The organism is Methylobacterium tarhaniae (assembly GCF_001043955.1).
Classification (GTDB): Bacteria; Pseudomonadota; Alphaproteobacteria; order Rhizobiales; family Beijerinckiaceae; genus Methylobacterium; species Methylobacterium tarhaniae.
The window spans coordinates 1-24,142 of the sequence record NZ_LABZ01000072.1; the positions used below are offsets into that span (position 1 = coordinate 1).

General features: G+C 70.9%; 20 protein-coding genes. 16 read left to right on the forward strand and 4 right to left on the reverse strand.

Going from position 1 to position 24,142, the window contains the following annotated elements; genetic code table 11:
• Positions 1-65 precede the first annotated feature (65 nt).
• The gene (locus VQ03_RS11425) at positions 66-434 is read right to left on the reverse strand and encodes a 4a-hydroxytetrahydrobiopterin dehydratase (protein ID WP_048451002.1); all 369 of its coding nucleotides are present in this window, start codon (positions 432-434) and stop codon (positions 66-68) included.
• 159 nt (positions 435-593) lie between these two features.
• Between VQ03_RS11425 and VQ03_RS11430 the strand changes: the two genes are divergently transcribed.
• The 5 genes from VQ03_RS11430 (at position 594) to VQ03_RS11450 (ending at position 5,100) form a co-directional block, all read left to right on the forward strand.
• A complete protein-coding gene (locus tag VQ03_RS11430; protein WP_048451003.1) occupies positions 594-1,592 on the forward strand; it encodes an ABC transporter substrate-binding protein in 999 nt (332 codons plus the stop codon).
• 18 nt (positions 1,593-1,610) lie between these two features.
• The gene (locus tag VQ03_RS11435) at positions 1,611-2,345 is read left to right on the forward strand and encodes an ABC transporter permease (protein WP_048451004.1); all 735 of its coding nucleotides are present in this window, start codon (positions 1,611-1,613) and stop codon (positions 2,343-2,345) included.
• A gap of 1 nt (position 2,346) precedes the next feature.
• Positions 2,347-3,111, forward strand: a complete 765-nt coding sequence (locus VQ03_RS11440) for an ATP-binding cassette domain-containing protein (protein WP_048451005.1) — start codon at positions 2,347-2,349, stop codon at positions 3,109-3,111.
• 133 nt (positions 3,112-3,244) lie between these two features.
• Positions 3,245-4,459 carry an MFS transporter gene (locus VQ03_RS11445; RefSeq protein WP_048451035.1) on the forward strand — a complete coding sequence of 405 codons (1,215 nt, stop codon included), beginning with the start codon at positions 3,245-3,247 and terminating at the stop codon, positions 4,457-4,459.
• A 362-nt stretch (positions 4,460-4,821) separates the two neighbouring features.
• Complete coding sequence (locus tag VQ03_RS11450) at positions 4,822-5,100, forward strand: hypothetical protein (RefSeq protein ID WP_048451006.1); 279 nt, start codon at positions 4,822-4,824, stop codon at positions 5,098-5,100.
• Between the two features lie 460 nt (positions 5,101-5,560).
• Here VQ03_RS11450 and VQ03_RS11455 read toward each other — a convergent pair whose 3' ends face one another.
• Complete coding sequence (locus VQ03_RS11455) at positions 5,561-7,210, reverse strand: MFS transporter (protein WP_048451036.1); 1,650 nt, start codon at positions 7,208-7,210, stop codon at positions 5,561-5,563.
• A gap of 934 nt (positions 7,211-8,144) precedes the next feature.
• Here VQ03_RS11455 and VQ03_RS11460 point away from each other — a divergent pair.
• From VQ03_RS11460 to VQ03_RS11485, 6 genes are all read left to right on the forward strand, one after another.
• Entirely contained in the window at positions 8,145-9,887 is a 1,743-nt protein-coding gene (locus tag VQ03_RS11460; RefSeq protein ID WP_048451007.1) for a flagellin N-terminal helical domain-containing protein, read from the forward strand.
• A 167-nt stretch (positions 9,888-10,054) separates the two neighbouring features.
• Positions 10,055-10,519 (forward strand): hypothetical protein, encoded by a 465-nt coding sequence (locus VQ03_RS11465; RefSeq protein ID WP_053078519.1) that lies wholly within the window; start codon positions 10,055-10,057, stop codon positions 10,517-10,519.
• 258 nt (positions 10,520-10,777) lie between these two features.
• Positions 10,778-11,524 (forward strand): sensor histidine kinase, encoded by a 747-nt coding sequence (locus tag VQ03_RS11470; protein ID WP_245292044.1) that lies wholly within the window; start codon positions 10,778-10,780, stop codon positions 11,522-11,524.
• A 101-nt stretch (positions 11,525-11,625) separates the two neighbouring features.
• Positions 11,626-13,110, forward strand: a complete 1,485-nt coding sequence (locus VQ03_RS11475) for an RAD55 family ATPase (protein WP_245292045.1) — start codon at positions 11,626-11,628, stop codon at positions 13,108-13,110.
• A gap of 4 nt (positions 13,111-13,114) precedes the next feature.
• Entirely contained in the window at positions 13,115-13,489 is a 375-nt protein-coding gene (locus VQ03_RS11480; protein ID WP_048451010.1) for a response regulator, read from the forward strand.
• Between the two features lie 52 nt (positions 13,490-13,541).
• Positions 13,542-14,546, forward strand: coding sequence for a bifunctional helix-turn-helix transcriptional regulator/GNAT family N-acetyltransferase (locus VQ03_RS11485; RefSeq protein WP_048451011.1), 1,005 nt, complete (start codon positions 13,542-13,544; stop codon positions 14,544-14,546).
• A 10-nt stretch (positions 14,547-14,556) separates the two neighbouring features.
• On the opposite strand, the gene VQ03_RS11490 is transcribed toward VQ03_RS11485, so the two are convergent.
• Together VQ03_RS11490 and VQ03_RS11495 are read right to left on the reverse strand one after the other, a co-directional pair.
• Positions 14,557-15,054 (reverse strand): CinA family protein, encoded by a 498-nt coding sequence (locus VQ03_RS11490; RefSeq protein WP_048451012.1) that lies wholly within the window; start codon positions 15,052-15,054, stop codon positions 14,557-14,559.
• Positions 15,054-16,289 (reverse strand): bifunctional 2-C-methyl-D-erythritol 4-phosphate cytidylyltransferase/2-C-methyl-D-erythritol 2,4-cyclodiphosphate synthase, encoded by a 1,236-nt coding sequence (locus VQ03_RS11495; RefSeq protein WP_245292046.1) that lies wholly within the window; start codon positions 16,287-16,289, stop codon positions 15,054-15,056. Before VQ03_RS11495 ends, VQ03_RS11490 begins: the two co-directional genes overlap by 1 nt.
• Before the next feature lie 408 nt (positions 16,290-16,697).
• On the opposite strand from VQ03_RS11495, the gene dusB reads away from it, so the two are divergent.
• The 5 genes from dusB to VQ03_RS11520 all read left to right on the forward strand — a co-directional run bounded on the left by dusB (position 16,698) and on the right by VQ03_RS11520 (position 24,077).
• Positions 16,698-17,771, forward strand: a complete 1,074-nt coding sequence (dusB, locus tag VQ03_RS11500) for a tRNA dihydrouridine synthase DusB (protein WP_083467940.1) — start codon at positions 16,698-16,700, stop codon at positions 17,769-17,771.
• Positions 17,768-18,928 (forward strand): two-component system sensor histidine kinase NtrB, encoded by a 1,161-nt coding sequence (locus tag VQ03_RS11505; protein ID WP_425350060.1) that lies wholly within the window; start codon positions 17,768-17,770, stop codon positions 18,926-18,928. Before dusB ends, VQ03_RS11505 begins: the two co-directional genes overlap by 4 nt.
• 5 nt (positions 18,929-18,933) lie before the next feature.
• Positions 18,934-20,391, forward strand: coding sequence for a nitrogen regulation protein NR(I) (gene ntrC / locus VQ03_RS11510; RefSeq protein WP_048451014.1), 1,458 nt, complete (start codon positions 18,934-18,936; stop codon positions 20,389-20,391).
• Between the two features lie 844 nt (positions 20,392-21,235).
• Positions 21,236-21,673 carry a Ros/MucR family transcriptional regulator gene (locus VQ03_RS11515; protein ID WP_048451015.1) on the forward strand — a complete coding sequence of 146 codons (438 nt, stop codon included), beginning with the start codon at positions 21,236-21,238 and terminating at the stop codon, positions 21,671-21,673.
• A gap of 115 nt (positions 21,674-21,788) precedes the next feature.
• Positions 21,789-24,077, forward strand: coding sequence for a sensor histidine kinase NtrY-like (locus VQ03_RS11520; RefSeq protein ID WP_048451016.1), 2,289 nt, complete (start codon positions 21,789-21,791; stop codon positions 24,075-24,077).
• Positions 24,078-24,142: the final 65 nt, after the last annotated feature.

The following is a 24,142-nucleotide window of genomic DNA, read 5'->3' on the forward strand; positions in this document are numbered from 1 at the left end:
GCCTACCTGAAGACGCTGTGCCGGCGGGTGAGGGCGGGGGGGTGACCGCCCCCTCCCTGTTGTACTTACCGGTCGTACTTGATGTAGGCGAAGCGCGGGTCCGTCGGCGTGCCCTCCAGCGCGCCGCCCTCCGGCCCCGGCTGCCAGCCGACCACCTCCTCGATCTTCTTCGCCAGGGCGAAATCCTTCTCGGTCAGGCCCTTGGCCGAGTGGGTGGTGAGCCGCACCTCGACCCAGGCGTAGGAGGCGGTGAGGTCCGGGTGGTGCCAGGCCGCCTCGGCGAGGTGCCCGACGGTGTTGATCACCATCAGTGTGCCCTTCCAGCTGTTCGTCCGGTAGGTGCGGGTGATCCAGCCGTCGGCCTCTTTCCAGGCCGGCAGGTCGGCGAGGCGCGCGGCGATCACGTCGGGGTCGAGAACCTGGTCTTTCGGCATGTCGTCATCGTCCTGACGAGAGTACAAGTGACCGCGGCGGCGGGCCCGCCCAGGGTGCGGCCTCGCGCCCCCGCGCGCAAGCGGTGGACGCCGCCGCCTGCGCCGCCTACCTCACCGGGGAAAGGCCGGCGACACGGCCGGGACAGGAGGAGGGGGCCCATGCTCTCACGGCGCGGATTGATGGCGGCGGCCGGGCTGTGGCCGCTCGCCCTCCGTGGGGCCGCGGCCCAGGCGGTGTCCGCACAACCCGCCTCCCTCAAGGTCGGCCTGCTGCCCTTCGGCACCGTCTCGTGGGAGGCCGCCGTCATCAAGGCGGAGGGGATCGACGCGGCCGAGGGCCTGTCCCTCGACGGCGTGCGCCTCGCCGGGAGCGACGCCGCCCGCATCGCCTTCCAGGGCGGCCAGGTCGACACCATCGTGTCCGACCTGCTCTGGGCCGCGCGCCTGCGGGCCGAGGGGCGGGCGGTGAAGTTCCTGCCCTATTCCTCCACCGAGGGCGCCCTGATGGTGCCGGGCAATAGTTCCCTGACCAGCATCGCCGACCTCGCGGGCAAGCGCCTCGGGGTGGCGGGGGGGCCGCTCGACAAGAACTGGCTGCTCCTGCGGGCCCGCGCCCGCGAGAAGGACGGGCTCGACCTCGAGCGCGTGGCGCAACCCGTCTTCGGCGCGCCGCCGCTGCTGATGCGCAAGCTCGAATCGGGCGAGCTCGACGCCGCCCTCCTGTACTGGACCTTCTGCGCCCGGCTCGAGGCGCGGGGCTTCCGCCGCCTGATCGGCGCCGACGGCATCGCCGAGGCCTTCGGGGTCGAAGGGCCGATCGCGCTCCTCGGCTACGTCTTCGACGAGGCCCTGCTGCAGCGCCAGCCCCACACCGTCGCGGGCTTCGCCCGCGCCTCGGCCAGAGCCAAGCAGGCGCTCGCCGCCGGCGAGGCGGCCTGGGCGCCGGTGCGCCCGCTGATGGCGGCGGAGGACGAGGCGACCTTCGCCACCCTCAAGCGCGCCTTCCTGGAGGGCATCCCGCGCCGGAAGGCGGCGGCCGAGCGGGCCGATGCCGAGCGCCTCTACGCGGTGCTGGCGCGGCTCGGCGGCGAGCGCCTGGTCGGCGCGGCCACCACCCTGCCGGAGGGGCTGTACTGGGATGGCGGGCCGAATGGCTGAGCGGCTCCCGATTACCTGATGGCCCTCCTCGCCCGCCTCGGATCGCTCGTCCTGCTGCTCGCCTGCTGGTGGCTGGCGAGCCGCGTCACCGATCCCCGCACCCTGCCGTCACCGGAGGCGGTGGCGGCCTTCGTGGTGCGGGAGGCCGCCTCCGGCGACCTGTTGCGCAACATCGGCATCACGCTGTGGCGGGTCGTCGCCTCGTTCTGCCTCGCCATGGCGACGGGGGCGGTGCTCGGCATCGCGCTGGGCCGCTCGCGGACCGCCGACCGGCTCCTCGACACGCCGCTCCTGGTGCTGCTCAACACCCCGGCGCTGATCGTCACCGTGCTCGCCTATATCTGGCTCGGCCTGACCGAGACCGCGGCGATCCTGGCCGTCGCCCTCAACAAGATGCCGAACGTCGCGGTGATCCTGCGCGAGGGCGCCCGCGGGCTCGATCCCGGCCTGGAGGAGATGGCCCAGGCCTTCCGGTACGACCGCCGCACCTGGATCCGCCACGTGCTCCTGCCCCAGCTCGAACCCTTCGCGGTGGCGGCGGCGCGCTCCGGCGTCTCGCTCGCCTGGAAGATCGTGCTGGTGGTCGAGCTGCTCGGCCGGCCGAACGGCGTCGGCTACGCCATCTCGTACTATTTCCAGCTCTTCGACGTCGCGGCCCTGATCGGCTACAGCCTCGTGTTCAGCGCCGTGATGCTGGCGGTCGACGCCCTGCTGCTCCAGCCCCTCGACGCCCATGCCCGCCGCTGGCGATAAGATGCATTCTGCCGGCGCCGATCCCGCTGTCGCGAGGACCGCCACGATCCTCACCCTGACGGTCCACCGCAAGGTCTATCGCCGGGCCGGGTCCGAGCCGGTCGAGGCGGTGCGCGACCTCGCCGTCACGGTCCGGGCGGGCGAGACCCTGTGCCTGATCGGCCCGTCGGGGGCCGGCAAGACCACGACCCTGCGCATCCTGCTCGGCCTCGACCGCGACTTCGAGGGCGCGCTGACCACCCGCCCGGACCTGCGCATCGGCATGGTGTTCCAGGAGCCCCGGCTCCTGCCCTGGCGGACCGTCGAGGAGAACGTGCGCCTGTCCCTGCCGCGGGGCGAGCGCGGGCAGCCCCTGGAGGCTTTGTTCGAGGAACTGGGTCTCGGCCCCTGGCGCGGGCACTATCCGCGGGCGCTGTCGCTCGGCATGGCCCGCCGGGTCGCGCTCGCTCGCGCCCTTGCCCTGGCGCCTAGCCTCCTCGTCCTCGACGAGCCCTTCGTCTCCCTCGACGACGCGGCGGCTTCGTCCTTGCGCGCTGCGGTGTTCGGCAGCGCGGCCTCCCGCGGCGCGGCGGTGCTGATGGTGACCCACAACGTGCCGGAGGCCCTGGCGGTGGCCGACCGGCTGCTGCTCCTCTCCGGCCGGCCGGCGAGCCTGGTGGCGGAGGTGCCGATCCGGACGAAGCGGGCGGAGCGCGGCCGGGACTGGACCGAGGCGATGCGGCGGGACCTCGCGGCACAGTATCCCGGAACGGTCGCGGAGGGGTGATCCCGCGCGGCACGGCGCCGTCACCGCGCAGCGGGGCCGGGGGTTGCGCCGGGAACGCTCCCCGGGCGCCGGGCCGGCTGCTACAGCGGGAGAAATCAAAGATTCGAGGAAACCGCCCGTGCCGACCCAAGCGATGCCCGCCGACGGGCTCGATTCCGCCGCCGCCTGGCGCCGCCTCGCCGTCTCCGTGCTGCTGACCACCATCGGAGGCGTCGGCATGTGGTCGGTGGTGGTGGTGCTGCCCGCCGTGCAGGCGGAGTTCGGCGCCGCCCGGGGTGCTGCCGCCTTGCCCTACACCCTCACGATGGTCGGCTTCGCCTTCGGCGGCGTGCTGATGGGGCGGCTCGCCGACCGCTTCGGCATCCTGGCGCCGCTGGTGCTCGGCGGCATCTGCCTCTTCCTCGGCTACGGCGCCACCGCGCTCTCGACCAGCCTGTGGCAGTTCGCCCTCGCGCACGGAATCCTGATCGGGCTGCTCGGCTCGTCGGCCGCCTTCGGGCCGCTGATGGCCGACATCTCGCTCTGGTTCGTGCGCCGGCGCGGCATCGCGGTCTCGGTCTGCGCCGCGGGCAACTACCTCGCCGGCACGATATGGCCGCCGCTGGTCCAGCACGCGGTGTCGGCCTATGGCTGGCGCGCCACGCAAGGAGGCATCGGACTGTTCTGCCTCGCCACCATGCTGCCGCTCGCGCTCCTGATGCGCCGGCGCCCGCCGGTCGCCGCGGTGGAGCGGGGCGGGGCCGCGGGTGCGGGCGGCACGCTCGGCCTGCCGCCGACCATGCTCCAGGGCCTGCTCGTGGTCGCGGGCCTCGCCTGCTGCGTCGCCATGTCGATGCCGCAGGTCCACATCGTCGCCTATTGCGGCGACCTCGGCTACGGGGTCGCCCGCGGCGCCGAGATGCTGTCGCTGATGCTCGGCTTCGGCATCGTCAGCCGGGTCGCCTCCGGCTTCCTCGCCGACCGGATCGGCGGGTTGCCGACGCTCCTCGTCGGCTCGGTGCTCCAGGGCGTGGCGCTCCTCCTCTACCTCGCCTTCGACGGGCTGACCTCGCTCTACGTGATCTCGGCCCTGTTCGGCCTGTTCCAGGGCGGCATCGTGCCGGCCTACGCGATCATCGTGCGCGAGCTGTTCCCCGCCAACGAGGCCGGGGGTCGGGTCGGGGTGGTTCTCATGTCGACCCTGTTCGGCATGGCGCTCGGCGGCTGGCTCTCCGGCGTGATCTTCGACCTCAGCGGTTCCTACGCGGCGGCCTTCGCCAACGGGATCGGCTGGAACCTGCTCAACGTCGCCATCTCCCTGTGGCTGGTCCAGCGCCAAGCCGGGCAGGGGCGGGCGCTGCCGGCCTGACGCCCGCGAGGTCGGGACAGGAACCAATCGAGCGCAGACGAGCCGGGCCTCGACTGCGCGACACTGCGGCAGGAACCCGGCGGGGTGTCGGCCGTTTGAAGTACGTCTCAGTCCATCCGTGAGATCGCATCGATCGACGACTGGGTCGATACGGCTGCCCGGCCATGCCGCGCGCGGTGCGCAATGTCACCGCGGCGTCGCAGCCGCGTGTTTACCGTTTTCGCAACGGACACGCTTCGGCGACGCAACTCTTCGAGCGCTGGCGACTTATCCATGGCAAGAGATCCATGGCATGAGAGAGCGGTCCCGAGCCACGTCGTCGGATCATGCCGCTCGGCCTTCAATCGATGGGAATACCGACCATGCGTGCGCGTCCCTGCGCCCGACTGCCCCTGCTCGCCCGCTTGGCGGTCTTCCTGGCCGCCCTGGCCACGGCCGGCGCCCCGCTCTGCGCGGGTGCCGCGCCCGCGGTCGACAAGGCGCCGAAGGCCGGAGCCGGCACCGCCCGCGACGTCGCCGCCACCGCGAGCGTCACCGCACCCGCCGCGGAGGCCGACGATGCCCAATGCTCGACCTCCCGCAAGAAGCTGTTCGTCGACGGCGAGGGCTGGATCGTCCGGCGGGTGACGACCTGCCGGTGACCACACCGGACCGACCGGTGTTCGGGGCCCGTCTCGGTGAGGCGGGCCTTTGTCGTTGGGCTCACGAGATCGTTCCTCGATAGAGCATTGTCCGACGAAGCGGATACCGGCTCGTCGCAGAAAATGCATCAAAATCAAAGACCTAGAGAGCCTCGCGATTGCAACGCGATCGTGAGGTGCTCCAGTTCCCCGCGGCCTTTCCTTCATTCCACCCTCGACCTCTTCCTGGGAGCCTGTTTGGGCGGTTGCGCCGATCGATCCGGCACACACGTCGACATCCCTCGACGTCAGCCCGGGCTCCGCCGCGCGGCACCGGGCTGAGGTCGAGGGATTCAAGTCGGTCGGCGAACTCAAGCAAGCTCTCGAGATGACATCCAGGATGGAGGCAGCGTCGGCCCGAACGGAAAGGGCGCCCGCAGCCTCAGGCCGCGGGCGCCCCTCTCGTCACGCCATCCTCATCTCAGTGCGCGGTGTCCCGCTCGTCGAAGATGTCCCGGTCCTTGGTCTCGGGCACCAGCAGCAGGCCGAGCACGAAGGTCATCAGCGCGATGACGATCGGGTACCAGAGGCCGTAATAGATGTCGCCGGTCTGGGCCACCATCGCGAAGGCGGTGGCGGGGAGCAGGCCGCCGAACCAGCCGTTGCCGATATGGTAGGGCAGGGACATCGAGGTGTAGCGGATCCGGGTCGGAAAGAGCTCGACCAGGGCCGCGGCGATCGGGCCGTAGACCATCGTGACGAAGAGCACGAGGACGAACAGGAGCCCGATCACGCCCGCCACCTGCGGCCGGAAGATGTCGAACGGGTTCGACATCTTGACCACCTGGGCGTCACCGGCCTTCGGGTAGCCCGCTGCCTGGAGCGCGGCGGTGGCGGCCTTGTTGAACTCCGCCGCCGGGGCGCCCGCCGCGAACGGGACCTCGGTGCCGTTGATCCGCACGACCGTCGGCTGGCCGGCCGGCCCGGCCTCGGTGTTGTAGCGCACCGAGGACTTGGCGAGGTAGTCGCGGGCGAGGTCGCACGGCGCCGAGAACACCCGCGTGCCGACGGGGTTGAACAGGCTGCCGCACTGGGCCGGATCGGCCACCACGGTCACCTTGACGTTCTCGATCGCCTTCTCGAGGGCGGGGTTGGCGAGCGTGGTGATCTGCTTGAACACCGGGAAGAAGCTCAGCGCCGCGATCAGGCAGCCGGCCAGGATGATCGGCTTGCGGCCGATCTTGTCCGAGAGCCAGCCGAACACCACGAAGAAGCCGGTGCCGAGGAGCAGCGCCCAGGCGATCAGGAGGTTGGCGGTGTAGCCGTCGACCTTCAAGATCGATTGCAGGAAGAACAGGGCGTAGAACTGGCCGGTATACCAGACCACGCCCTGGCCGGCGACGAGGCCCAGCAGCGCGATCAAGGCGATCTTGGCGTTGCGCCACTGGCCGAAAGCCTCGGTGAGGGGTGCCTTCGAGGTCTTGCCCTCCTCCTTCATGCGCTGGAAGGCGGGCGACTCGTTGAGCTGCAGCCGGATCCAGAGCGAGATGCCGAGCAGCAGCACCGAGACCAGGAACGGGATGCGCCAGCCCCACTCGGCGAAGGCGGCCTCGCCGGTGATGGTCCGCACCGTCAGGATCACGATCAGCGACAGGAACAGGCCGAGCGTCGCCGTGGTCTGGATCCAGCTGGTGTAGAAGCCGCGCCGGCCCTGCGGCGCGTGCTCGGCGACGTAGGTGGCCGCCCCGCCATACTCGCCGCCCAGCGCCAGGCCTTGCGCGAGGCGCAAGATGATCAGGATGATCGGCGCCGCGATGCCGATCTGCGCGGCGTTGGGCAGGATGCCGACGATGAAGGTCGACAGGCCCATCAGCAGGATGGTGACCAGGAAGGTGTATTTGCGCCCGACGATGTCGCCGACGCGCCCGAAGACCAGGGCCCCGAACGGCCGCACCAGGAAGCCCGCCGCGAAGGCGAGCAGCGCGAAGATGTCCCGGGTCGCCGGCGGATAGGACGAGAAGAACTGCGCGCCGATGATGCCGGCGAGCGAGCCGTAGAGGTAGAAGTCGTACCACTCGAACACGGTACCGAGGGAGGAGGCCAGGATGACCTTTCTCTCCTCCCGCGTCATCGGGCGCGCGGCATCGCCGGCTTTCCCGAGGGCGGCTGAGCTTGCCATGGGGTGTGTCCTCCTTTGAGGGCGTTTCCGTCGAGAACGGCACGCGTCGCCCGCGCGAATCTTCGCCGCGTCGGGATCGTCGCGTTTCAGGTGAACCGGGTGGCGGCGCCTTGACGCCGGGCGGCGGGATGGAAACCGCCCGCTCGCACGTGATCTGCCGCCGACACGAATCGTTAAGCCAGCCATGCCCTCGGGCCCATCCGACAATTCGTCGTGAGACTTAGGTCGTGAGACTTCCGTCGGGGGGTCCAACCCCGGACAGACCTGCGGAGGACGGGATCACCATGGATGGAGATCCGGGCAAGCGGGCTCGCCGCCGCTCCGCTCGCGCATGACCCAAGGGACCGGCACGATCGTCGCAGAATTTGCGCAAAAACCCAAGATCAGAAGATGACGACATTAACTCTTTGAACACGTAAATATCGGAAACAGTAATACACAATACACTAAATTGACACCTGCCCACGAGATGGCCGTGCGGCCATCGCGGAAGATCTACGCCGATGAAATCGAAGGCGACAGAACTACCGATCTCGATATCGTCAATCACATCTCTCCCTCGACGAGCACGGAGCTGTATCCCGACGCATGAAAACAGGCCCATGGTCGAGAGATACGATATCGCTATGCCGGGGAACGCCTCGATCACGCGATGAGCGACAGTACAGGGATCGCCATATCGGACGGCGAACCTGGAAACGGCGGGCGGGACGACGGCGCAGGCCGTGACGAAGTCCATGATGGCGGCACGACATCGTCGCCTTGTCGCACCATGACAGCGAGCGGACCGACTTCTTGCCCGCAACGATAAGACAACGATCAATCCAAACCCATCGATCACGCCGAGGAAAAGCCAAATCCCTCGCAGCGACGAGAGTCGAGACACATGACCAGCCTGCTCACCAACAACGCTGCGATGACGGCGCTGACGACGCTCAAGAGCATCGGACGCCAGCTCGATGCCACGAGCAATCGGGTCGCCACGGGCCAGCGTGTCTCCGCCGCGTCCGACAATGCCGCCTACTGGTCCATCGCGACCGCGATGCGCACCGACAACGCCTCGCTCTCGGCGGTCAAGGATTCGCTCGGTCTCGGCGCCTCGTCCGTCGACATCGCCTATAACGGCCTCACCTCGGTGCTCGGCGATCTGACGAACCTGCGGGCCAAGCTGCAGACGGCGCTGACCCCGGGCGTCGACCGCTCCAAGGTGCAAGTCGAGATCGATGCGCTCCAGGACAAGATGAGGGCGACGGCCCAAGCCTCGAGCGCGTCGGGCCAGAACTGGCTCTCGGTCAATTCGGCCGATTCGTCCCGCTACCGCTCGACCCAGACCTTCACGGTCGGCTTCTCGCGCAGCGCCTCGGGCGGGATCACCCCGAGCCAGGCGTCGATCCCCGTCTCCGACATCGCCCTCTACGATGCCGGAACCTCGATGCGCGAGATCCCGGCGACGCCGGCCCGGGTCACGGCCGGCTCCGCCTTGACGGGCACCACGGATTTCAGCGGTCCCAACGCGGTCCGCTTCAGCGTGAGCCTCGACGGCTCGGCGGCGCGCGACGTCGTGCTGAACCGGACGATGCTGGCCTCGGCCGTGCCGGACCTCGCCCGCGTCACCGCGCAGGACCTGACCCGGGCCATCGCCAACCAGATCGCGGCCGATCCCGTCCTCGCCGGCGGCGTCCGGGTCGGCCTCGACGACGGGGGCCGGCTGTATTTCGAGACCACCGGGACGGGAGCAGCCCGCAGCCTCGTGGTCGATCGGGTGGGCGGCGGTGGCGCCGGTCCCAACCTGGTCGCCAATGCGGGATTCGAGAGCGGCATGGCGGATTGGTCGTCGACGGGCGACACGTCCTATGCTGGTACCGGGACCGGCTATGCTCACAATGGCTCATCTTCCTATATTTCGGGAACGAGTGGTGGGACGAACCATTTGAGCCAGACCATCGCGACCGTCGCCGGACAGAGCTATCAAATCGAATTCTGGCTTTATGGCAGTTACAGTACACCCAACAGCTTCATGGCCAAATGGGACGGAGCCACCCAGATCGCGATCGGCAATGTATCAAACTACCCCTATACACGCCAAATATTCACGGCCGTCGCAACGGGATCGAGCACAACCATCATGTTCGATTTTCAACAACCATTTGGATTTTGGGCCATCGACGACGTCTCGGTCACAGCCGCCATGCCTGCCGTTACACTGGGCTTCGGCAGCGGCGGCAATGCGCATGCGGCCGGCTACGGATCGCCGGCCCATACGGCCGCGTCCCGCGGCATCCTCGACACGCTCGACGGCAATACCGGTGCCACGATCGGGACGCTCGACATCACCGGACAAGACGAATCCGCCATCAAGGCTATGATCCAGCAGGTCGATCTCGCCATCGGCCGGGTCACGGATGCCGGCACGAAGCTCGGATCGAGCAAGACGCTGATCGATGGCCACAGGACGTTCGTCGATGCCTTGATGAAGGCGAACGATCGCACGATCGGCATCCTGGTGGACGCGGATCTCGACGAGGAATCGGCCAAGCTGAAGGCCTTGCAGACCCAGCAGCAACTGGCGATGCAGAGCCTGAGCATCGCCAACGCGGCGAGCCAGACCCTGATCTCGCTCTTCCGCTGAATGATCCGCTGGATGAAGCGCCGCGTCACACCGGCGGCACCGCCCGTCATCGGCCTTGATCGGTCCCGGCCTCCGCACTCTGCCACGGCTGGCGCGGCTCTCCCACGGGAACGAGGATGTCCCCCCGGCATTGATCCTGCCGATGCCGGGAGCCGGGAAGACACATCATGCGTCGCGACCTGATCGTCCTCACCCTCGCCGCCACCCTGGTGGGTGCCGGCGCCGAGGCGCAGCCGTTGCGCGGCCCCGGAGCCCCGGCCGGGCGTCTCCAGTTCGCGCCGGTACAGGGCGGCCGCGCCGCGATCTACGACATCCGCGGCCGGCACGGCCGGGGCGGGGTGGTCCACGGGCGGCGGTTCGCCGCCTCTGGCGGCACCACCTTCGCGGGTCCCCTCGGGGTCTACGGCGCGAACGGCGTGCTCGAGCCCGGCCTCGTCGCCGAGCCCTACTTCAAGCTGCCGCGGCCGAGCGAGCTGGTGCCCTCCGCCTGGGGCGAGGGCACCTACGGCATCCCGACCGTCGCCGGCATCCCGCCCCAGCCGAAGGCCGATCCGGTCCTCTACGTCATCAACGGCGGCGAGCGCTCGGTCGGCGGCGCCCGGGTGGTCTCGGTTCAGGCGCCGCGGAGGTGAAAGAAGGGCCGCCGGGATAGGACACATGTCGTAGTGATCGGCAGAATACCGCGGCGCTAGGACGCAGGAACCGGTATGGCGCCTGTGGGTACTGTCGCGGGCGCTCGCCTGCCGGGTCGCGATTTGTTATGCCGTGCCGGTGATGCCGATCTCGCACCCCGCTCCGAGCCCGCAGAGCCGGATCCCCGCTCGCATCGGGCGGCCGGGCTCTTCCGCGAACCAATGAGGCTGCGCGCCGACATCCCCACCGCAGCCGCCATGCCCGCCTCGGACGAGGCCGCCGCCCTGCGCCGGGAGGTGGCGGAGCTGCGCCGGGCGCTCGCCGAGCGCGACGCCTTCCTGGCCGGCGTGGCGCACGAATTACGCAACCCGATGACCCCGATCCTCGGCCAGGTCGAGCGCCTGCTCGGCGCCGCCGAGCGCGAGGCGCCGGAGAGCCGGGTGGCGCAGGGGCTGGCGCAGCTGCGCTGGCTCGTCGAGCGCTACGTCCGCCGGGCCACGACCCTCCTCGACGTCTCCCGGGTGCAGGCCGGGCAGCTCGCGCTGCTGGCCTCCCCGGTGCCCCTCGCCGAGGTGGTGGAGGAGGTGGTGGCCTCCTTGAGCCCGATGGCGGCCCATGTCGGCAGCGCGATCGCGGTGTCCGTGCCAGACGACCTGGTGCTCTCCTGCGAGCGCCTCGCCCTCGACCAGATCCTCGACAACCTCGTCACCAACGCGATCAAGTATGGCGACGGCAGCGCGATCACGGTCTCGGCCGTCCGGGAGGCCGGGGCGGCGCGGATCCGGGTGAGCGACCGCGGCATCGGCATTCCGGAGGCCGACCAGGCCCGCATCTTCGAGCGGTTCGAGCGGGCGGTGGGCGCTTCCGACGGCGCACCGGCCGGCTTCGGGGTCGGCCTGTGGCTGGTGCGCCGCCTCGCCGAGGCGATGGGCGGCGGCGTCGCGCTCGACAGCCGCCCTGGCGAAGGCGCGACCTTCACGGTAACGCTTCCGCTCCACGCGTGATCGGCCGACGCGTCGACGGTCGCAGCAGCCGGGCGCACGGCGGAAGCGTGCGGCAAGAGAGTGCGGCGAGAGAAGACAGAATGACGGGGGCAGGACCCAGCATGGGACAGGCCGGTGCCTACGGGAAGCTGGAGCGGGTCCCGACGGGAATCGCCGGCCTCGACGACATCCTCGGCGGCGGGCTGTTCCGCGGCGGCGTCTACATCGTCCAGGGCACGCCGGGCTCGGGGAAAACCATCTTCGGCAACCAGGCCTGCTACACGCATGCGGGCGCCTCGCCGGAGCACCGGGCGCTCTACGTCACGCTGCTCGCCGAGAGCCATGCGCGGATGCTCGGCCACATCGCGCCGCTCGGCTTCTTCGCGGCCGGCCTGATCCCCGACCGGATCACGTATCTCAGCGCCTTCCGCACCCTCCAGGACGAGGGGCTGGCCGGGCTCCTGACCCTGCTGCGCCGGGAGACCGCCCTCCGCGAGGCGAGCCTGCTCGTCCTCGACGGCCTGGTGGCGGCGGAGGAGACCGCCGCCTCGACCCTCGAGTTCAAGACCTTCATCCACGAATTGCAGACCCAGGCGGCGGCGACCGGCGCCACCGCGCTGCTCCTCACCAGCGCCTCCGCCGGGGCCGACCTGGTGGCGGCCGAGCACACGATGGTGGACGGCCTCATCGCCCTGTCGAGCCGGCTCACCGGCTGGCGGGCGGAGCGCGAGCTGGAGGTGCGCAAGTTCCGCGGCAGCGGCTTCCTGCGCGGGCGCCACAGTTTCCGCATCACCGATGACGGGGTCCGGGTGTTTCCGCGCATCGAGGCGTCCCTGCGGCTGCCGAGCCGGCGCGACCACGTCGAGGGGGCACCGCTCACCACCGGGTCGCCGGCCCTCGACGCGATGCTGGGCGGCGGCCTGCCGCACCACTCCACCACCCTCGTCGGCGGTCCCTCCGGCATCGGCAAGACCACGCTCGGCCTGCAGTTCCTCGGCGCCGACCCGGAAGCACCCGGCCTGCTCTGCGGCTTCTACGAGAGCGAGGCGGCGATCCGCGCCAAGGCCCGGGCGCTCGACCTGCCCGTCGCCGGCCTGATCGAGGACGGCCGGGTCGGGGTGATGTGGCAGCCCGCCACCGAGGGGCTGATCGACGAGATCTGCACCGATCTGCTGGGGACGATCCGGAACCGGGGGGCCCGGCGCGTGTTCATCGACGGTCTGGACGCGATGTGTCGGATCGCAGGGGATCAGGACCGGATCGTCCGCATCTTCGCCGCCCTCACGGCCGAGCTGAGGGCATTGGGCGTGACGGCGATGTACACCCGAGAAACCGACCTGCGCGGCACTTTCCTCGATGCCCCCTCCGGCGCCCCCTCCCTGCGGCAGACCTCCAGCGTCGCCGAGAACGTGGTCCTGATGCGCTCCTGCGCCCAGCGCTCCAGCGTCCACCGCCTGATTGCCGTCGCCAAGGCCCGGGACGCCCGGATCGATCCCCGGATGCGCGTCTTCGACATCCGGCCGGGCGGCCTGGCGATCGACGACGGCTCCGAGCGGGCCGAGGCGATCCTGGCCGACCGGGACGCCGCAGGGCCCGGCGGGGAGTAGGCCCGTGGCGACGGTGCTCATCGTGGACGACGAGTTCGGCATCGCCGAGTTGCTGGACGCCGTCCTCTCCGACGACGGCCACAAGGTGGTCACCGCCGCCAACGGCCGGCAGGGCCTCGCCCGCGTCGCCGCCTCCCGGCCCGACCTGATCTTCCTCGACTTCATGATGCCGGTGATGGACGGGCCCGCGATGCTGGCCGCCCTCGTGGCCGACCCGGAGACCTGCGGCATCCCGGTCGTGCTGATGAGCTCGATGCCCGAGGAGACCGTGCGGGAGCGCGCCTCCGGCCACGCCGCCTTCCTGCGCAAGCCGTTCCGGCTCAAGCAGGTGCGCGACCTCGTCGAGGGGCTGCTGGCGGGCCGCGGCGGAGATAATTGACCGAGTCAACTAATTCGGCGATCCTGCCTGCTGCGAAACGGGAGGCGGGCCGATGACGCGCGACGACGACGTGGACGGGGCGATGGTCGCGGCGGTGCGGGCCTTCGGCCGGTTCTACACCCGGCAGATCGGCCTCCTCGAGGAGGGGCTGCACCGCAGCGCCTTCTCGCTCACCGAGGCGCGGGTGCTCTACGAGCTCGCCCATCGCGATCGCCTGACCGCCTCGGTCCTCGGCCAGGATCTCGGCCTCGATGCGGGCTATCTCAGCCGCCTGCTCAAGCGCTTCGAGGACCAGGGCCTCCTGACCCGCCGGACCGCCGCGGGCGACGGGCGACGCCAGGTCCTGGCCCTGACGCCCGAGGGGCAGGCCGCCTTCGCGCCGCTCGACGCGGCCTCGCGGGCGGAAGTCGGGGCGCTGCTCGCGCGGCTGCCGGCCGCCGACCGGGCGGCCCTCGTCGGCGCGATGGCGCGGGTGCGCCGCCTGCTCGGCGATCCGTCGGAGGGTCTGGCCGAGGCGGGACTCACCCTGCGCGACCTGCGCCCCGGCGATCTCGGCTGGATCGCCCACCGCCAGGGCCTGCTCTACGCCACCGAATACGGCTTCGACCTCCGCTTCGAGGCCCTGGTGGCGGAGATCCTGGCCGGGTTCGTGCGCGACTTCGATCCGGCGCGGGCCGGAGCCTGGATCGCCGCGCAGGGGGGCGAGGTGATGGGCAGCGTCTTCCTGGCGCCCGCCGAAGCGGGCGCAAAGCCCGCCGAAGCGGGCGCAATGCCCGCCGGAGCGGGCGCGGAGCGCGCCTCCGGCACGGTCGGGAAGCTGCGCCTGCTCTACGTCGAGCCCGCCGCCCGGGGGCAGGGACTCGGCCGGCGCCTCACCGCGGCCTGCATCGCCGGCGCCCGCGAGCGCGGCTACCGGCAGCTGACGCTCTGGACCAACGACGTGCTCACGGCCGCCCGGCGGATCTACGCCGAGGCGGGCTTCCGCCTGGTCGAAAGCGCGCCGCACCGCTCGTTCGGGCAGGACCTGGTGGGGGAGACCTGGGTGCTGGACCTGTGAGAAACGGCCCTCACACCTTCTCCAGCGCCATTTCCAGGAAGCCCAGCGCGTCCTCGACGGCGCAGCGCCGGACCTCGGAGCGGCCGAGATCGCCGTAGCGGCGCTCGATGTGCCGAGTCGCGCGGCCGGCGGCGACGAGTCCGAAATGGACGAGGCCCACGGGCTTGACCGGCGTGGCGCCGCCGGGACCCGCGATGCCCGTGATGGCCAGCGCCACGTCGGCGCGGGAATGGGCGAGCGCCCCTTCGGCCATCGCCCGGGCCACCGGCTCGCTCACCGCGCCGTGGGCCGAGATCAGGTTGAAGTCGACGCCGAGGATCTCCGCCTTGGCCTCGTTGGAATAGGTGACGAAGCCGCGCTCCACCACCAGCGAGGAGCCCGCCACCTCGGTGAGCAGGGCGGCGACGAGGCCGCCGGTGCAGGATTCGGCGGTGACGAGGCGGGCCTGGCGCTCGCGGTAGGCGGCGATCAGCACGCTCGCCCGGGTGACGAGGGCAGCATCGAACATTACGGGCGCGCCTCCGCGGGAAGCCGCACGGTGGCGGCGGCCTGGGCGGCCAGGCCCTCGGACCGGCCGACGAAGCCGAGCTTCTCCGACGTCGTCGCCTTGATCGACACCGCCGAGAGCGGCACGCCGGCGATCTCGGCGATCCGGGTCCGGATCGCCTCGCGATGGGCGCCGATCCGGGGCGCCTCGGCCAGCACCGTGATGTCGAGGTGATCGATCACCCCGCCGCGCTCGGCCACGCGCCGCACCGCATCGGCCAGGAACTGGTCGGAGGAGGCGCCGCGCCAGCGCGGATCGCTCGGCGGGAAGTGGACGCCGATATCGCCGTCGGCGAGGGCGCCCAGGATCGCGTCGGTCAGGGCATGCAGCACCACGTCGCCATCCGAATGGGCGAGCACGCCGCGATCGGACGGGATGCGCACGCCGCCGAGCCACACATGGTCGCCCTCCGTGAAGGCGTGCACGTCGAAGCCGGTTCCGAGGCGGGTCAGAAGGGTCATGGAAGCATCCTGGGCAGCGGGGCCGGTCCCCGGCGAGAAGGCACGGTCCGCCTCGACGAGGTCGGCGGCCTGGGTGATCTTGCGGTTGCGGAGATCGCCGGGGAAGACCGCCACCGGCAGGCCGGCCCATTCGGCGAGCGCCCCGTCGTCGGTGAAGCCGTCGAGCCCCTCCGCCGCGGCCCGCCCGTGCGCCTCGTGCAGGATGCGGAAGCGGAACGCCTGAGGGGTCTGCACCGCGCGCAGGGATTCCCGCGCCGGGGTCGCGCGCACCCGCCCGTCCGGCTCGACCACCTTGATCGTGTCGCTCACCGGCACGCCCGGCACGGCGGCGCCGTGGGCCTGCGCCGCCGCGATCGCCCGGTCGATCAGGCCCGCATCGACGAAGGGGCGGGCGGCGTCGTGCACCAGGACCAGGTCGGGGGCGCCCTCCCGGGCCAGAGCCGCGAGCCCGGCCCGGACGGAGGCCTGCCGCGTGGCGCCGCCTTCGGTCGGCCGGGCGAGCTTGGCCTGCACCGCCAGAGGAAGGTCGTCCAGGCACTCGTCGTAGAAGGCGACGGCGTCGGGCGCGATCACCACCTGGATCCGCGTGACGCCCGGATGGGCGGCGAGGGCCGCCAGGGTCCGGGTCAGGACCGCCTGGCCGCCGACGCGTCGATATTGCTTGGGCGTGTCGCCGCCGACGCGGATGCCGCGCCCCGCGGCGACGACCACCGCGGCGATCTGGGGAAGGGTCAAAGAGGTCGCTCCCGGGATTGCCCGCTCCTTAGCCGGGGCGGTCCGGCGAGGCAAATGCACCAGGGGAAGGGGAGTGCCGCGTGGGAAGGGGGCAGGGCGGCCCGGCGACCTCCGCCCCGTGCGGCCCCGCCCGGCGCCGCCTCTCGCACTGCAACAAAGATCCCAGCTCCGGCTTCCATTCCCAGACCGCCCCCCGCTATCCTGGCCCAGGACGGCCCGGCCCGGTGCGGAACGCCACCGCACGAAGTCCACCGCACGCGCATCCGTCCACCGCGCGCGCCTCCGCCGACGCCGTTCGGGCGCCCGCTGCGGGCAGGGGCCCAACCAGCTGACAATTCGCGGGCAATTCGGGGATCGAAGCCCGAACGCGCTTGCGTATGACCGGGTTTTGGCTATTTGCTGTGCACAATGACGACTGACCATTATTTGAGCGCCGGGGCGCCGGGGGCCGGGCCGGCAGCGCTGCCAAGAGGATTCCTGTCCGCAGGGGCGCTGCTCGCTCGCGGGGCGCTGCTCGCGCCCCTTTCGGGCGTCACCGACCTGCATATGCGCCGCATCGCCCGCCGGCTCGGCGCCACCGCGACCGTCTCCGAGATGGTGGCGGCGGAAGATTTCGCCCGCGGCACCGAGGAGGCTCGCTTACGGGCGGAAGGCGAGGGCGTGCTGCCCCACGTGGTGCAGCTCGCGGGCTGCGACCCGCACTGGATGGCCGAAGGCGCGCGGCTGGCCGAGGCGAACGGCGCCGACGTGATCGACGTCAACATGGGCTGCCCGGCGAAGGCCGTGACCGGCGGGCAGGCCGGCTCGGCCCTGATGCGCGACCTCGACCATGCCGAGCGCCTGCTCGCGGCGGTGCGGGGCGCGGTGGCGGTGCCGGTCACCGTCAAGATGCGGCTCGGCTGGGACGATGCCACCCGCAATGCCCCCGACCTCGCCAGGCGCGCCGAGCGGCTCGGCTACGCCGCCGTCACGGTGCACGGCCGCACCCGGCAGCAATTCTATACCGGCCGCGCCGACTGGGCGGCGATCCGCGCGGTCGCGCAAGCCGTCGCGATCCCGGTCGTGGCCAATGGCGACATAGCTGGCCTCGACGATGCCCGGGCCTGCCTCGCGGCCTCCGGCGCCGACGCCGTGATGATCGGCCGGGCGGCGGTCGGGCGGCCCTGGCTCGTCGCCGCGGTGGCGGCGGGCCTCAGCAACGAGACGGTCGCGGAGCCGGATGCCGCGGCAAAGGCCGACCTCGCCGCCGAGCATTACGAGGGGCTGCTGGCGCTCTACGGTGCCCGGATGGGCGTGCGCCACGCCCGCAAGCACCTCGCGGCCTATGCCGACCATGCCGGCGGGCTCGACCGCGACGAGCGGACCCGGCTCGTCACCACCACCGACCCGGACGAGGCCGCGCGGCTCCTGCGGCGCGCCTTCGAGACCCCGGCCGCCCGGTCTGCAGGGCAGGCCGCACGGCCTGAAACTCAGGCCGCATGAGGATGAGCGATGCGCCAGCCCCCCCTGCCGCCCGCACCCGGAAGGCGTCGTTCATGAGCGACCCGACGAGCGAGATGATCATCAACGCCCTGCCGCTGCCCGTCCTGACGATCGGCCCGGACGAGCGGATCCTCCAGGTCAACATGGCGGCGGAGCACTTCTTCGACTATTCGCGCCGGATGATGCAGCGCCAGCGCCTGCGCGACATCATCCCGTTCTCCTCGCCGATCATCGCCCTGGTGAACGAGGTGCGGCGGCGGCGCGCCAGCGTCAGCGAGTACCGGGTGGAACTCGCCTCGCCCCGCAGCGGCATCGAGCGCAGCGTCGACGTGTTCGCGACCCATCTCGACGACGACCTCGTGGTGCTGATGCTCCAGGAGCGCACCATCGCCGACAAGATGAACCGCCAGCTCACCCACCGGGGTGCGGCCCGCTCGATGGTGGCGCTCGGCGCGATGCTGGCCCACGAGATCAAGAACCCGCTCGCCGGCATCCGCGGCGCGGCCCAGCTCCTCGAGCAGTCCGGCACCGAGGACGACCGCCTCCTGACCCGGCTGATCTGCGACGAATCCGACCGCATCGTGCGGATCGTCGAGCGGATGGAGCTGTTCGGCGACGAGCGCCCGGTCGAGCGCGGCCCGGTCAACGTCCACGGCGTCCTCGACCAGGTGAAGCGCTCGGCCCAGTCGGGCTTTGCCCGCCACATCCGCTTCGTCGAGAACTACGACCCCTCGCTGCCGCCGGTGCTCGGCAACCGCGACCAGCTGATCCAGGTCATCCTGAACCTCGTCAAGAACGCCGCCGAGGCGATCGGCGCCGACGCGGTCGACGGCGAGATCATCCTGTCGACCGCCTTCCGCACGGGCCTGCGCCTCCAGGTGCCGGGCTCGCGCGAGCGGGTCAGCCTGCCGATCGAGGTGGCGGTGCGCGACAACGGCCCGGGCGTCTCGGCCGAGCTCCTGCCGGACCTGTTCGATCCCTTCGTCACCACCAAGGCGCAGGGGTCGGGCCTCGGCCTGGCGCTCGTCGCCAAGATCGTCGGCGACCATGGCGGCATCGTCGAGTGCGATCCCGCCCCCCGCCGCACCACCTTCCGCGTCCTCCTGCCGATGTCGCATGCCCGCGACGGGCGCGAATCCTCCGCCGAGACCGAGTGAGCGCCATGCCGAACGGACACATCATCGTTGCGGACGACGACGCCGCCATCCGCACCGTGCTCAACCAGGCCCTGTCGCGCGCCGGCTACGAGGTCCGCTCGACCGGCAACGCCGCCACCCTGTGGCGCTGGGTGGCGCAGGGCGAGGGCGACCTCGTCATCACCGACGTGGTGATGCCGGACGAGAACGCCTTCGACCTCCTGCCGCGGATCAAGCGGGTGCGGCCGGACCTGCCGATCATCGTGATGAGCGCGCAGAACACCTTCATGACGGCGATCCGGGCGTCGGAGCGCGGCGCCTACGAGTATCTCCCGAAGCCCTTCGACCTGAAGGAGCTGACCGCGATCGTCGGCCGCGCCCTGTCGCGCCCGCGCGGCAACGCGGCCCCGGGGGCAGCGCCCGAGAACGAGGACATCCCCCTCGTCGGCCGCTCGCCGGCGATGCAGGAGATCTACCGCTCGCTCGCGCGCCTCATGCCGACCGACCTGACGGTGATGATCACCGGCGAATCCGGCACCGGCAAGGAGCTGGTCGCCCGCGCGCTGCACGATTACGGCCGCCGCCGCTCGGGGCCGTTCGTCCCGGTCAACATGGCGGCGATCCCCCGCGACCTGATCGAATCCGAGCTGTTCGGCCACGAGAAGGGCGCCTTCACCGGCGCCACCGCGCGCTCGGCCGGCCGCTTCGAGCAGGCCGAGGGCGGCACGCTGTTCCTCGACGAGATCGGCGACATGCCGATGGAGGCCCAGACCCGCCTCCTGCGCGTGCTCCAGCAGGGCGAGTACACCACCGTCGGCGGCCGCGTGCCGATCAAGACCAATGTCCGCATCATCGCGGCGACCAACAAGGACCTGCGGGTCTCGATCCAGCAGGGCATCTTCCGCGAGGACCTGTTCTTCCGCCTCAACGTGGTGCCTTTGCGCCTGCCGGCCCTGCGCGAGCGCTCCGAGGACGTGCCGGACCTGGTGCGCCACTTCTTCGTGCTGGTCGAGCGCGAGGGCCTGACGCGCAAGCAGCTCGACGGCGACGCCATGGAGAAGCTCAAGCGCTACCGCTGGCCCGGCAACGTGCGCGAGCTCGAGAACCTGGTCCGGCGCCTCGCGGCGCTCTATCCCCAGGAGACGATCACCGGCCCGGTGATCGAGGCCGAGCTCGACACCCTGCCGCTCGCCGCACCCGCGCAAGGCGGGACGGCGCGCAAGGGGAACGGGGAATCCGAGGGGCTGTCGGCGGCGGTGGAGCGGCACCTGTCGGAGTATTTCTCCAATTACCGGGACACGCTGCCGCCGCCCGGACTCTACCACCGCGTGTTGCGCGAGATCGAGGGACCGCTGATCGGCGCGGCCCTGGCGGCGACCCGCGGCAACCAGATTCGCGCCGCCGAGCTGCTCGGCGTGAACCGCAACACCCTGCGCAAGAAGGTCCGGGACCTCGACCTCCAGGTCTTCCGCACCCCGCGCTGAGGCGCCGGCAGGGCCGGACCCGTGGACAACCGGCCCGGCGCAGCGCGGCATTCGGACGCATCCGTAGACAGCCACCTTCGCGCAGGCGCGTCATGCGGGATAATTCGGCAAGGCCGGGCCGGAGACGGGCCGGCCTGGTCCGTTTTTGGGCTGCCACGCGCTGCTGCCGCGCGACGCGGCATCGCGTCGGCGCCAGCGCTCAAGCTCGGCCCCGGATCGTACTTCCGCTGCGCTCGCCGTAATCCTTCAGCACACGCGAAGGATCTACCGCCACAATCTCGCACGGAACACAATCACAAGGGATGCCTCTTCGATCCCCATGATGATATCCATCTTGAGAATACGAATTCCCTCTACGCGGATTGACGACAAGGACTAGAGTACCGGAGCAACGGCGCGATTTCGGTCGATCAGGCAGCATCGCAACGGCCACCGGAGGCATGCCTGGATTGGACGTCTGCGCGCCGATAGGCTGAGGCGAAACGTATTGGTTCGCGACTTTTATAAATTATTAAGAGGTAGCCGGATCGGCCCGCCGGGCTCCGCGGGACGGCCCGATCCGCTGGCGGCCGCCCGGTCGCGGCGCTCCGGACAAACCCGTAAAGCACTGACAAAAAATCACATTTCCAGACTCCCGACGAATTCCCGGGGCCGCCCGTCCCCGCCCGGGCAGCGGCGGCCGTCGCTCACGTCCCGACGCAAGCGGCAATCGGCATGACCCTGCGGAACCAAATGCCACTAAAGCAGATCCAACTCTTATGTTGATCGAGACACCTTGCGGTTGACGGAGACTGGCGTAACATCCATGACCTCGGACGGGGGCCCGCACTTCTCGAGGACCGCAATGAGTTCAGCTGACCACGTCGAAACACCTCAGATGATCGGCCTCGTGTCCGATATTGTGTCGGCCTACGTGTCGAACAACAGCGTGCCGGTGGGCGAGCTGTCGAGCCTGATCCGCAGCGTCCACGAGGCGGTGGCCCGGCTCGGCTCGGCCGCGCCGGCCGAGCCCGGGCGGCTGACCCCGCCGGTGCCGATCAAGAAGACCGTGACGCCCGACTACCTGATCAGCCTGGAGGACGGGCGCCGGTACCGGACGCTCAAGCGCCACTTGGCGGGACGTGGGCTCACCCCCGAACAGTACCGCCAGAAGTGGGGCCTGCCGCCGGACTATCCCATGGTCGCCGCCAACTACGCCGCCCAGCGCTCCGAGCTGGCCAAGAGCATCGGCCTCGGCCAGAAGCCGGTGGTTCGCCGCCCGCGCTCGAACCAGGCCGCCTGAGAGGCTTCGCCGCGGGGTTCTCCCGGGCCGGGCGGCCTGACCGCCGCCGGCCCCGATTGCCGCCGCATCGGCATCCGTATTAATTTCGCCACACTGTAGTGGCCTTGCACCACGGATGCTGTTCACACGTCGCCCCCGGGCTCCAGCGCCCCCCTCCGGCGCGCCCGGCCACACCGCCAGGCCGGCCGCGCCCGGGCTGGTTCAAGACGCCGCGCCGCGGGGTCCGGGCTGGTTCGGTGCCCTCGCGGTCATCGTCGCCCTGGCGCTGGCGCTCGCCACCTTCCTGATCCTGGTCGGCGCCACCGCGATCGCGCCGACCCACACGGTGGTGGTGGCTTTGCTGCTCAGCAACGTCGCCCTGGTGCTGCTGCTCGTCGTGGTGATCGCCTGGGAGGCGCGGGTCTTCCTGCGCGCCCGGCAGACCAACGCCGCCGCCGCCCGGCTCCATACCCGCATCGTCGGGCTGTTCAGCCTGATCGCCACCCTGCCGACGGTGCTGCTCGCCGTGGTGGCGTCGATCACCCTGGAACGGGGCCTCTCGCCCTGGTTCTCCGACCGGATGCGCAACGTCGTGCTGATGTCGGTCGACGTGGCCGACGCCTACCTGACCAACCAGTGCCAGAGCCTCGCCCGCGAGGCCCGCATCCTCTCCGACGACCTCACCCGGGCGCGGCCCGCCTTCGACGTCGAGCGGGCCTGGTTCGAGAACTTCCTCACGGCGCGGGCCGCCTCGCTCGGCCTGCCGATCGCCCGGATCATGCGCTCGCCGACCGAGACCGTGGCGCGGGCCAATATCGACATCCTCAAGGACCCGCCGCTGCCCTCCGCCAGCGACTTCGAGGAGGCGTCGAAATCCGCCGACGCCACCTGCCTGCTGCCGCGGGAGGGGCGGGTCTTCGGCACGCTGATGAAGCTGCCGGCCTATGACGACGCCTTCCTGTTGGTCGAGCGCGAGGTGACGCGGCTCGCGGTCGAGTTCCCGGGCGTGTCGCGGGCCGCCGCGACCGAATTCCTGACCATCGATGCCGGGCGGCGCAGCGTGCAGATCGCCTTCGCGACGATGTTCGCGCTGATCGCCCTGATCGCGCTCCTCTCGGCGGTGTGGTTCGGGCTCAATTTCGCCAACCGCTTCGTGGCGCCGATCCGCCGGCTGATCAACGCCGCCGACCAGGTCGCGTCCGGCAACTACTACGCCCAGGTCCCGTTCCGGAAGACGGAGGGCGACCTGCAGCACCTGGGCGAGAGCTTCAACAAGATGACCCAGGAGCTGAGCCGCCAGCGCACCACCCTGATCGAGCAGAGCGAGCAGATCGACAGCCGCCGCCGCTTCACCGAGGCGGTGCTGGCCGGGGTGCCGGCCGGAATCATCGGCGTCGACGGGCGCGGGGTCATCACCATCGCCAACCCGTCCGCCGAGCGGATGCTCGGGCGCTCCGCCGCCGACCTCGTCGGCGAGCCCCTGGAGGCGGTGATGCCCGAGCTCGGCGGCCTGCCGGGGGATACCCGCACCCGCCCGACCCAGCAGCAGATCCAGATCGCCCGCAACGGCCGCGAGCGCACCATCGACGTGCGCACCACGAGCGAGCAGTCGCAGGACGGCGACCGGGGCTACGTCGTCACCCTCGACGACATCACCGACCTGGTGACGGCGCAGCGCACCTCGGCCTGGGCCGACGTCGCCCGCCGCATCGCCCACGAGATCAAGAACCCGCTGACCCCGATCCAGCTCTCGGCCGAGCGCATCCGCCGCAAGTACGGGAAAGTCATCATCACCGACAAGGAGGTCTTCGAGCAGTGCGTCGCCACGATCGTGCGCCAGGTCGACGACATCAAGCGGATGGTGGACGAGTTCTCGTCCTTCGCGCGGATGCCCAAGCCGGCGATCGCCCGCAACGACCTGACCGAGATCGTCAAGCAGAACCTGTTCATGATGCGGGTGGCGCATCCCGACGTGACCTTCACGCTCGAGGAGGGCGCGGCCCGGGTGAGCGCCGCCTTCGACACCCGGCTCCTGTCGCAGGCGATCACCAACATCCTCAAGAACGCCGTCGAGGCGGTGCAGGCGGTGCCGGAGGACGTGCGCGGGGAGAGCCTGATCGCGGTGCGCCTCTACGAGGAGGGCGAATCCGCGGTGATCGAGATCACCGATACCGGCAAGGGATTCCCCCAGGAAGGGCGCCAGCGGCTGCTCGAACCCTATATGACCACCCGCGAGGGAGGCACGGGCCTCGGATTGGCGATCGTGAGCAAGGTCTTGGAAGAGCACGGCGGCGGCATCGAGCTGAACGACAACCCGCGCGGGCGCGGCGGGCAGGTGCGCATGCGGGTCCTGAAAGAGGTGCGGCGCGACGAGCCGTCGGGCCGGTCCGCGCGGCCGGCCCCGGCGCCGGAGCCCGCCGCGTGAGGCGCCCGACCCGCCGCCGCGGCCGGCACGGCCTGAATCACCACAGCCCAATTCGTCACAGCACG

What these genes read in the sequence shown, in the direction of transcription:
- VQ03_RS11425 (WP_048451002.1), bottom strand. Translation starts at nt 434, where the DNA reads ATGCCGAAAGACCAGGTTCTCGACCCCGACGTGATCGCCGCGCGCCTC.
- VQ03_RS11430 (WP_048451003.1), top strand. Translation starts at nt 594, where the DNA reads ATGCTCTCACGGCGCGGATTGATGGCGGCGGCCGGGCTGTGGCCGCTC.
- VQ03_RS11435 (WP_048451004.1), top strand. Translation starts at nt 1,611, where the DNA reads ATGGCCCTCCTCGCCCGCCTCGGATCGCTCGTCCTGCTGCTCGCCTGC.
- VQ03_RS11440 (WP_048451005.1), top strand. Translation starts at nt 2,347, where the DNA reads ATGCATTCTGCCGGCGCCGATCCCGCTGTCGCGAGGACCGCCACGATC.
- VQ03_RS11445 (WP_048451035.1), top strand. Translation starts at nt 3,245, where the DNA reads ATGCCCGCCGACGGGCTCGATTCCGCCGCCGCCTGGCGCCGCCTCGCC.
- VQ03_RS11450 (WP_048451006.1), top strand. Translation starts at nt 4,822, where the DNA reads ATGCGTGCGCGTCCCTGCGCCCGACTGCCCCTGCTCGCCCGCTTGGCG.
- VQ03_RS11455 (WP_048451036.1), bottom strand. Translation starts at nt 7,210, where the DNA reads ATGACGCGGGAGGAGAGAAAGGTCATCCTGGCCTCCTCCCTCGGTACC.
- VQ03_RS11460 (WP_048451007.1), top strand. Translation starts at nt 8,145, where the DNA reads ATGACCAGCCTGCTCACCAACAACGCTGCGATGACGGCGCTGACGACG.
- VQ03_RS11465 (WP_053078519.1), top strand. Translation starts at nt 10,055, where the DNA reads ATGCGTCGCGACCTGATCGTCCTCACCCTCGCCGCCACCCTGGTGGGT.
- VQ03_RS11470 (WP_245292044.1), top strand. Translation starts at nt 10,778, where the DNA reads ATGCCCGCCTCGGACGAGGCCGCCGCCCTGCGCCGGGAGGTGGCGGAG.
- VQ03_RS11475 (WP_245292045.1), top strand. Translation starts at nt 11,626, where the DNA reads ATGGGACAGGCCGGTGCCTACGGGAAGCTGGAGCGGGTCCCGACGGGA.
- VQ03_RS11485 (WP_048451011.1), top strand. Translation starts at nt 13,542, where the DNA reads ATGACGCGCGACGACGACGTGGACGGGGCGATGGTCGCGGCGGTGCGG.
- VQ03_RS11490 (WP_048451012.1), bottom strand. Translation starts at nt 15,054, where the DNA reads ATGTTCGATGCTGCCCTCGTCACCCGGGCGAGCGTGCTGATCGCCGCC.
- dusB (WP_083467940.1), top strand. Translation starts at nt 16,698, where the DNA reads ATGACGACTGACCATTATTTGAGCGCCGGGGCGCCGGGGGCCGGGCCG.
- VQ03_RS11505 (WP_425350060.1), top strand. Translation starts at nt 17,768, where the DNA reads ATGAGGATGAGCGATGCGCCAGCCCCCCCTGCCGCCCGCACCCGGAAG.
- ntrC (WP_048451014.1), top strand. Translation starts at nt 18,934, where the DNA reads ATGCCGAACGGACACATCATCGTTGCGGACGACGACGCCGCCATCCGC.
- VQ03_RS11515 (WP_048451015.1), top strand. Translation starts at nt 21,236, where the DNA reads ATGAGTTCAGCTGACCACGTCGAAACACCTCAGATGATCGGCCTCGTG.
- VQ03_RS11520 (WP_048451016.1), top strand. Translation starts at nt 21,789, where the DNA reads ATGCTGTTCACACGTCGCCCCCGGGCTCCAGCGCCCCCCTCCGGCGCG.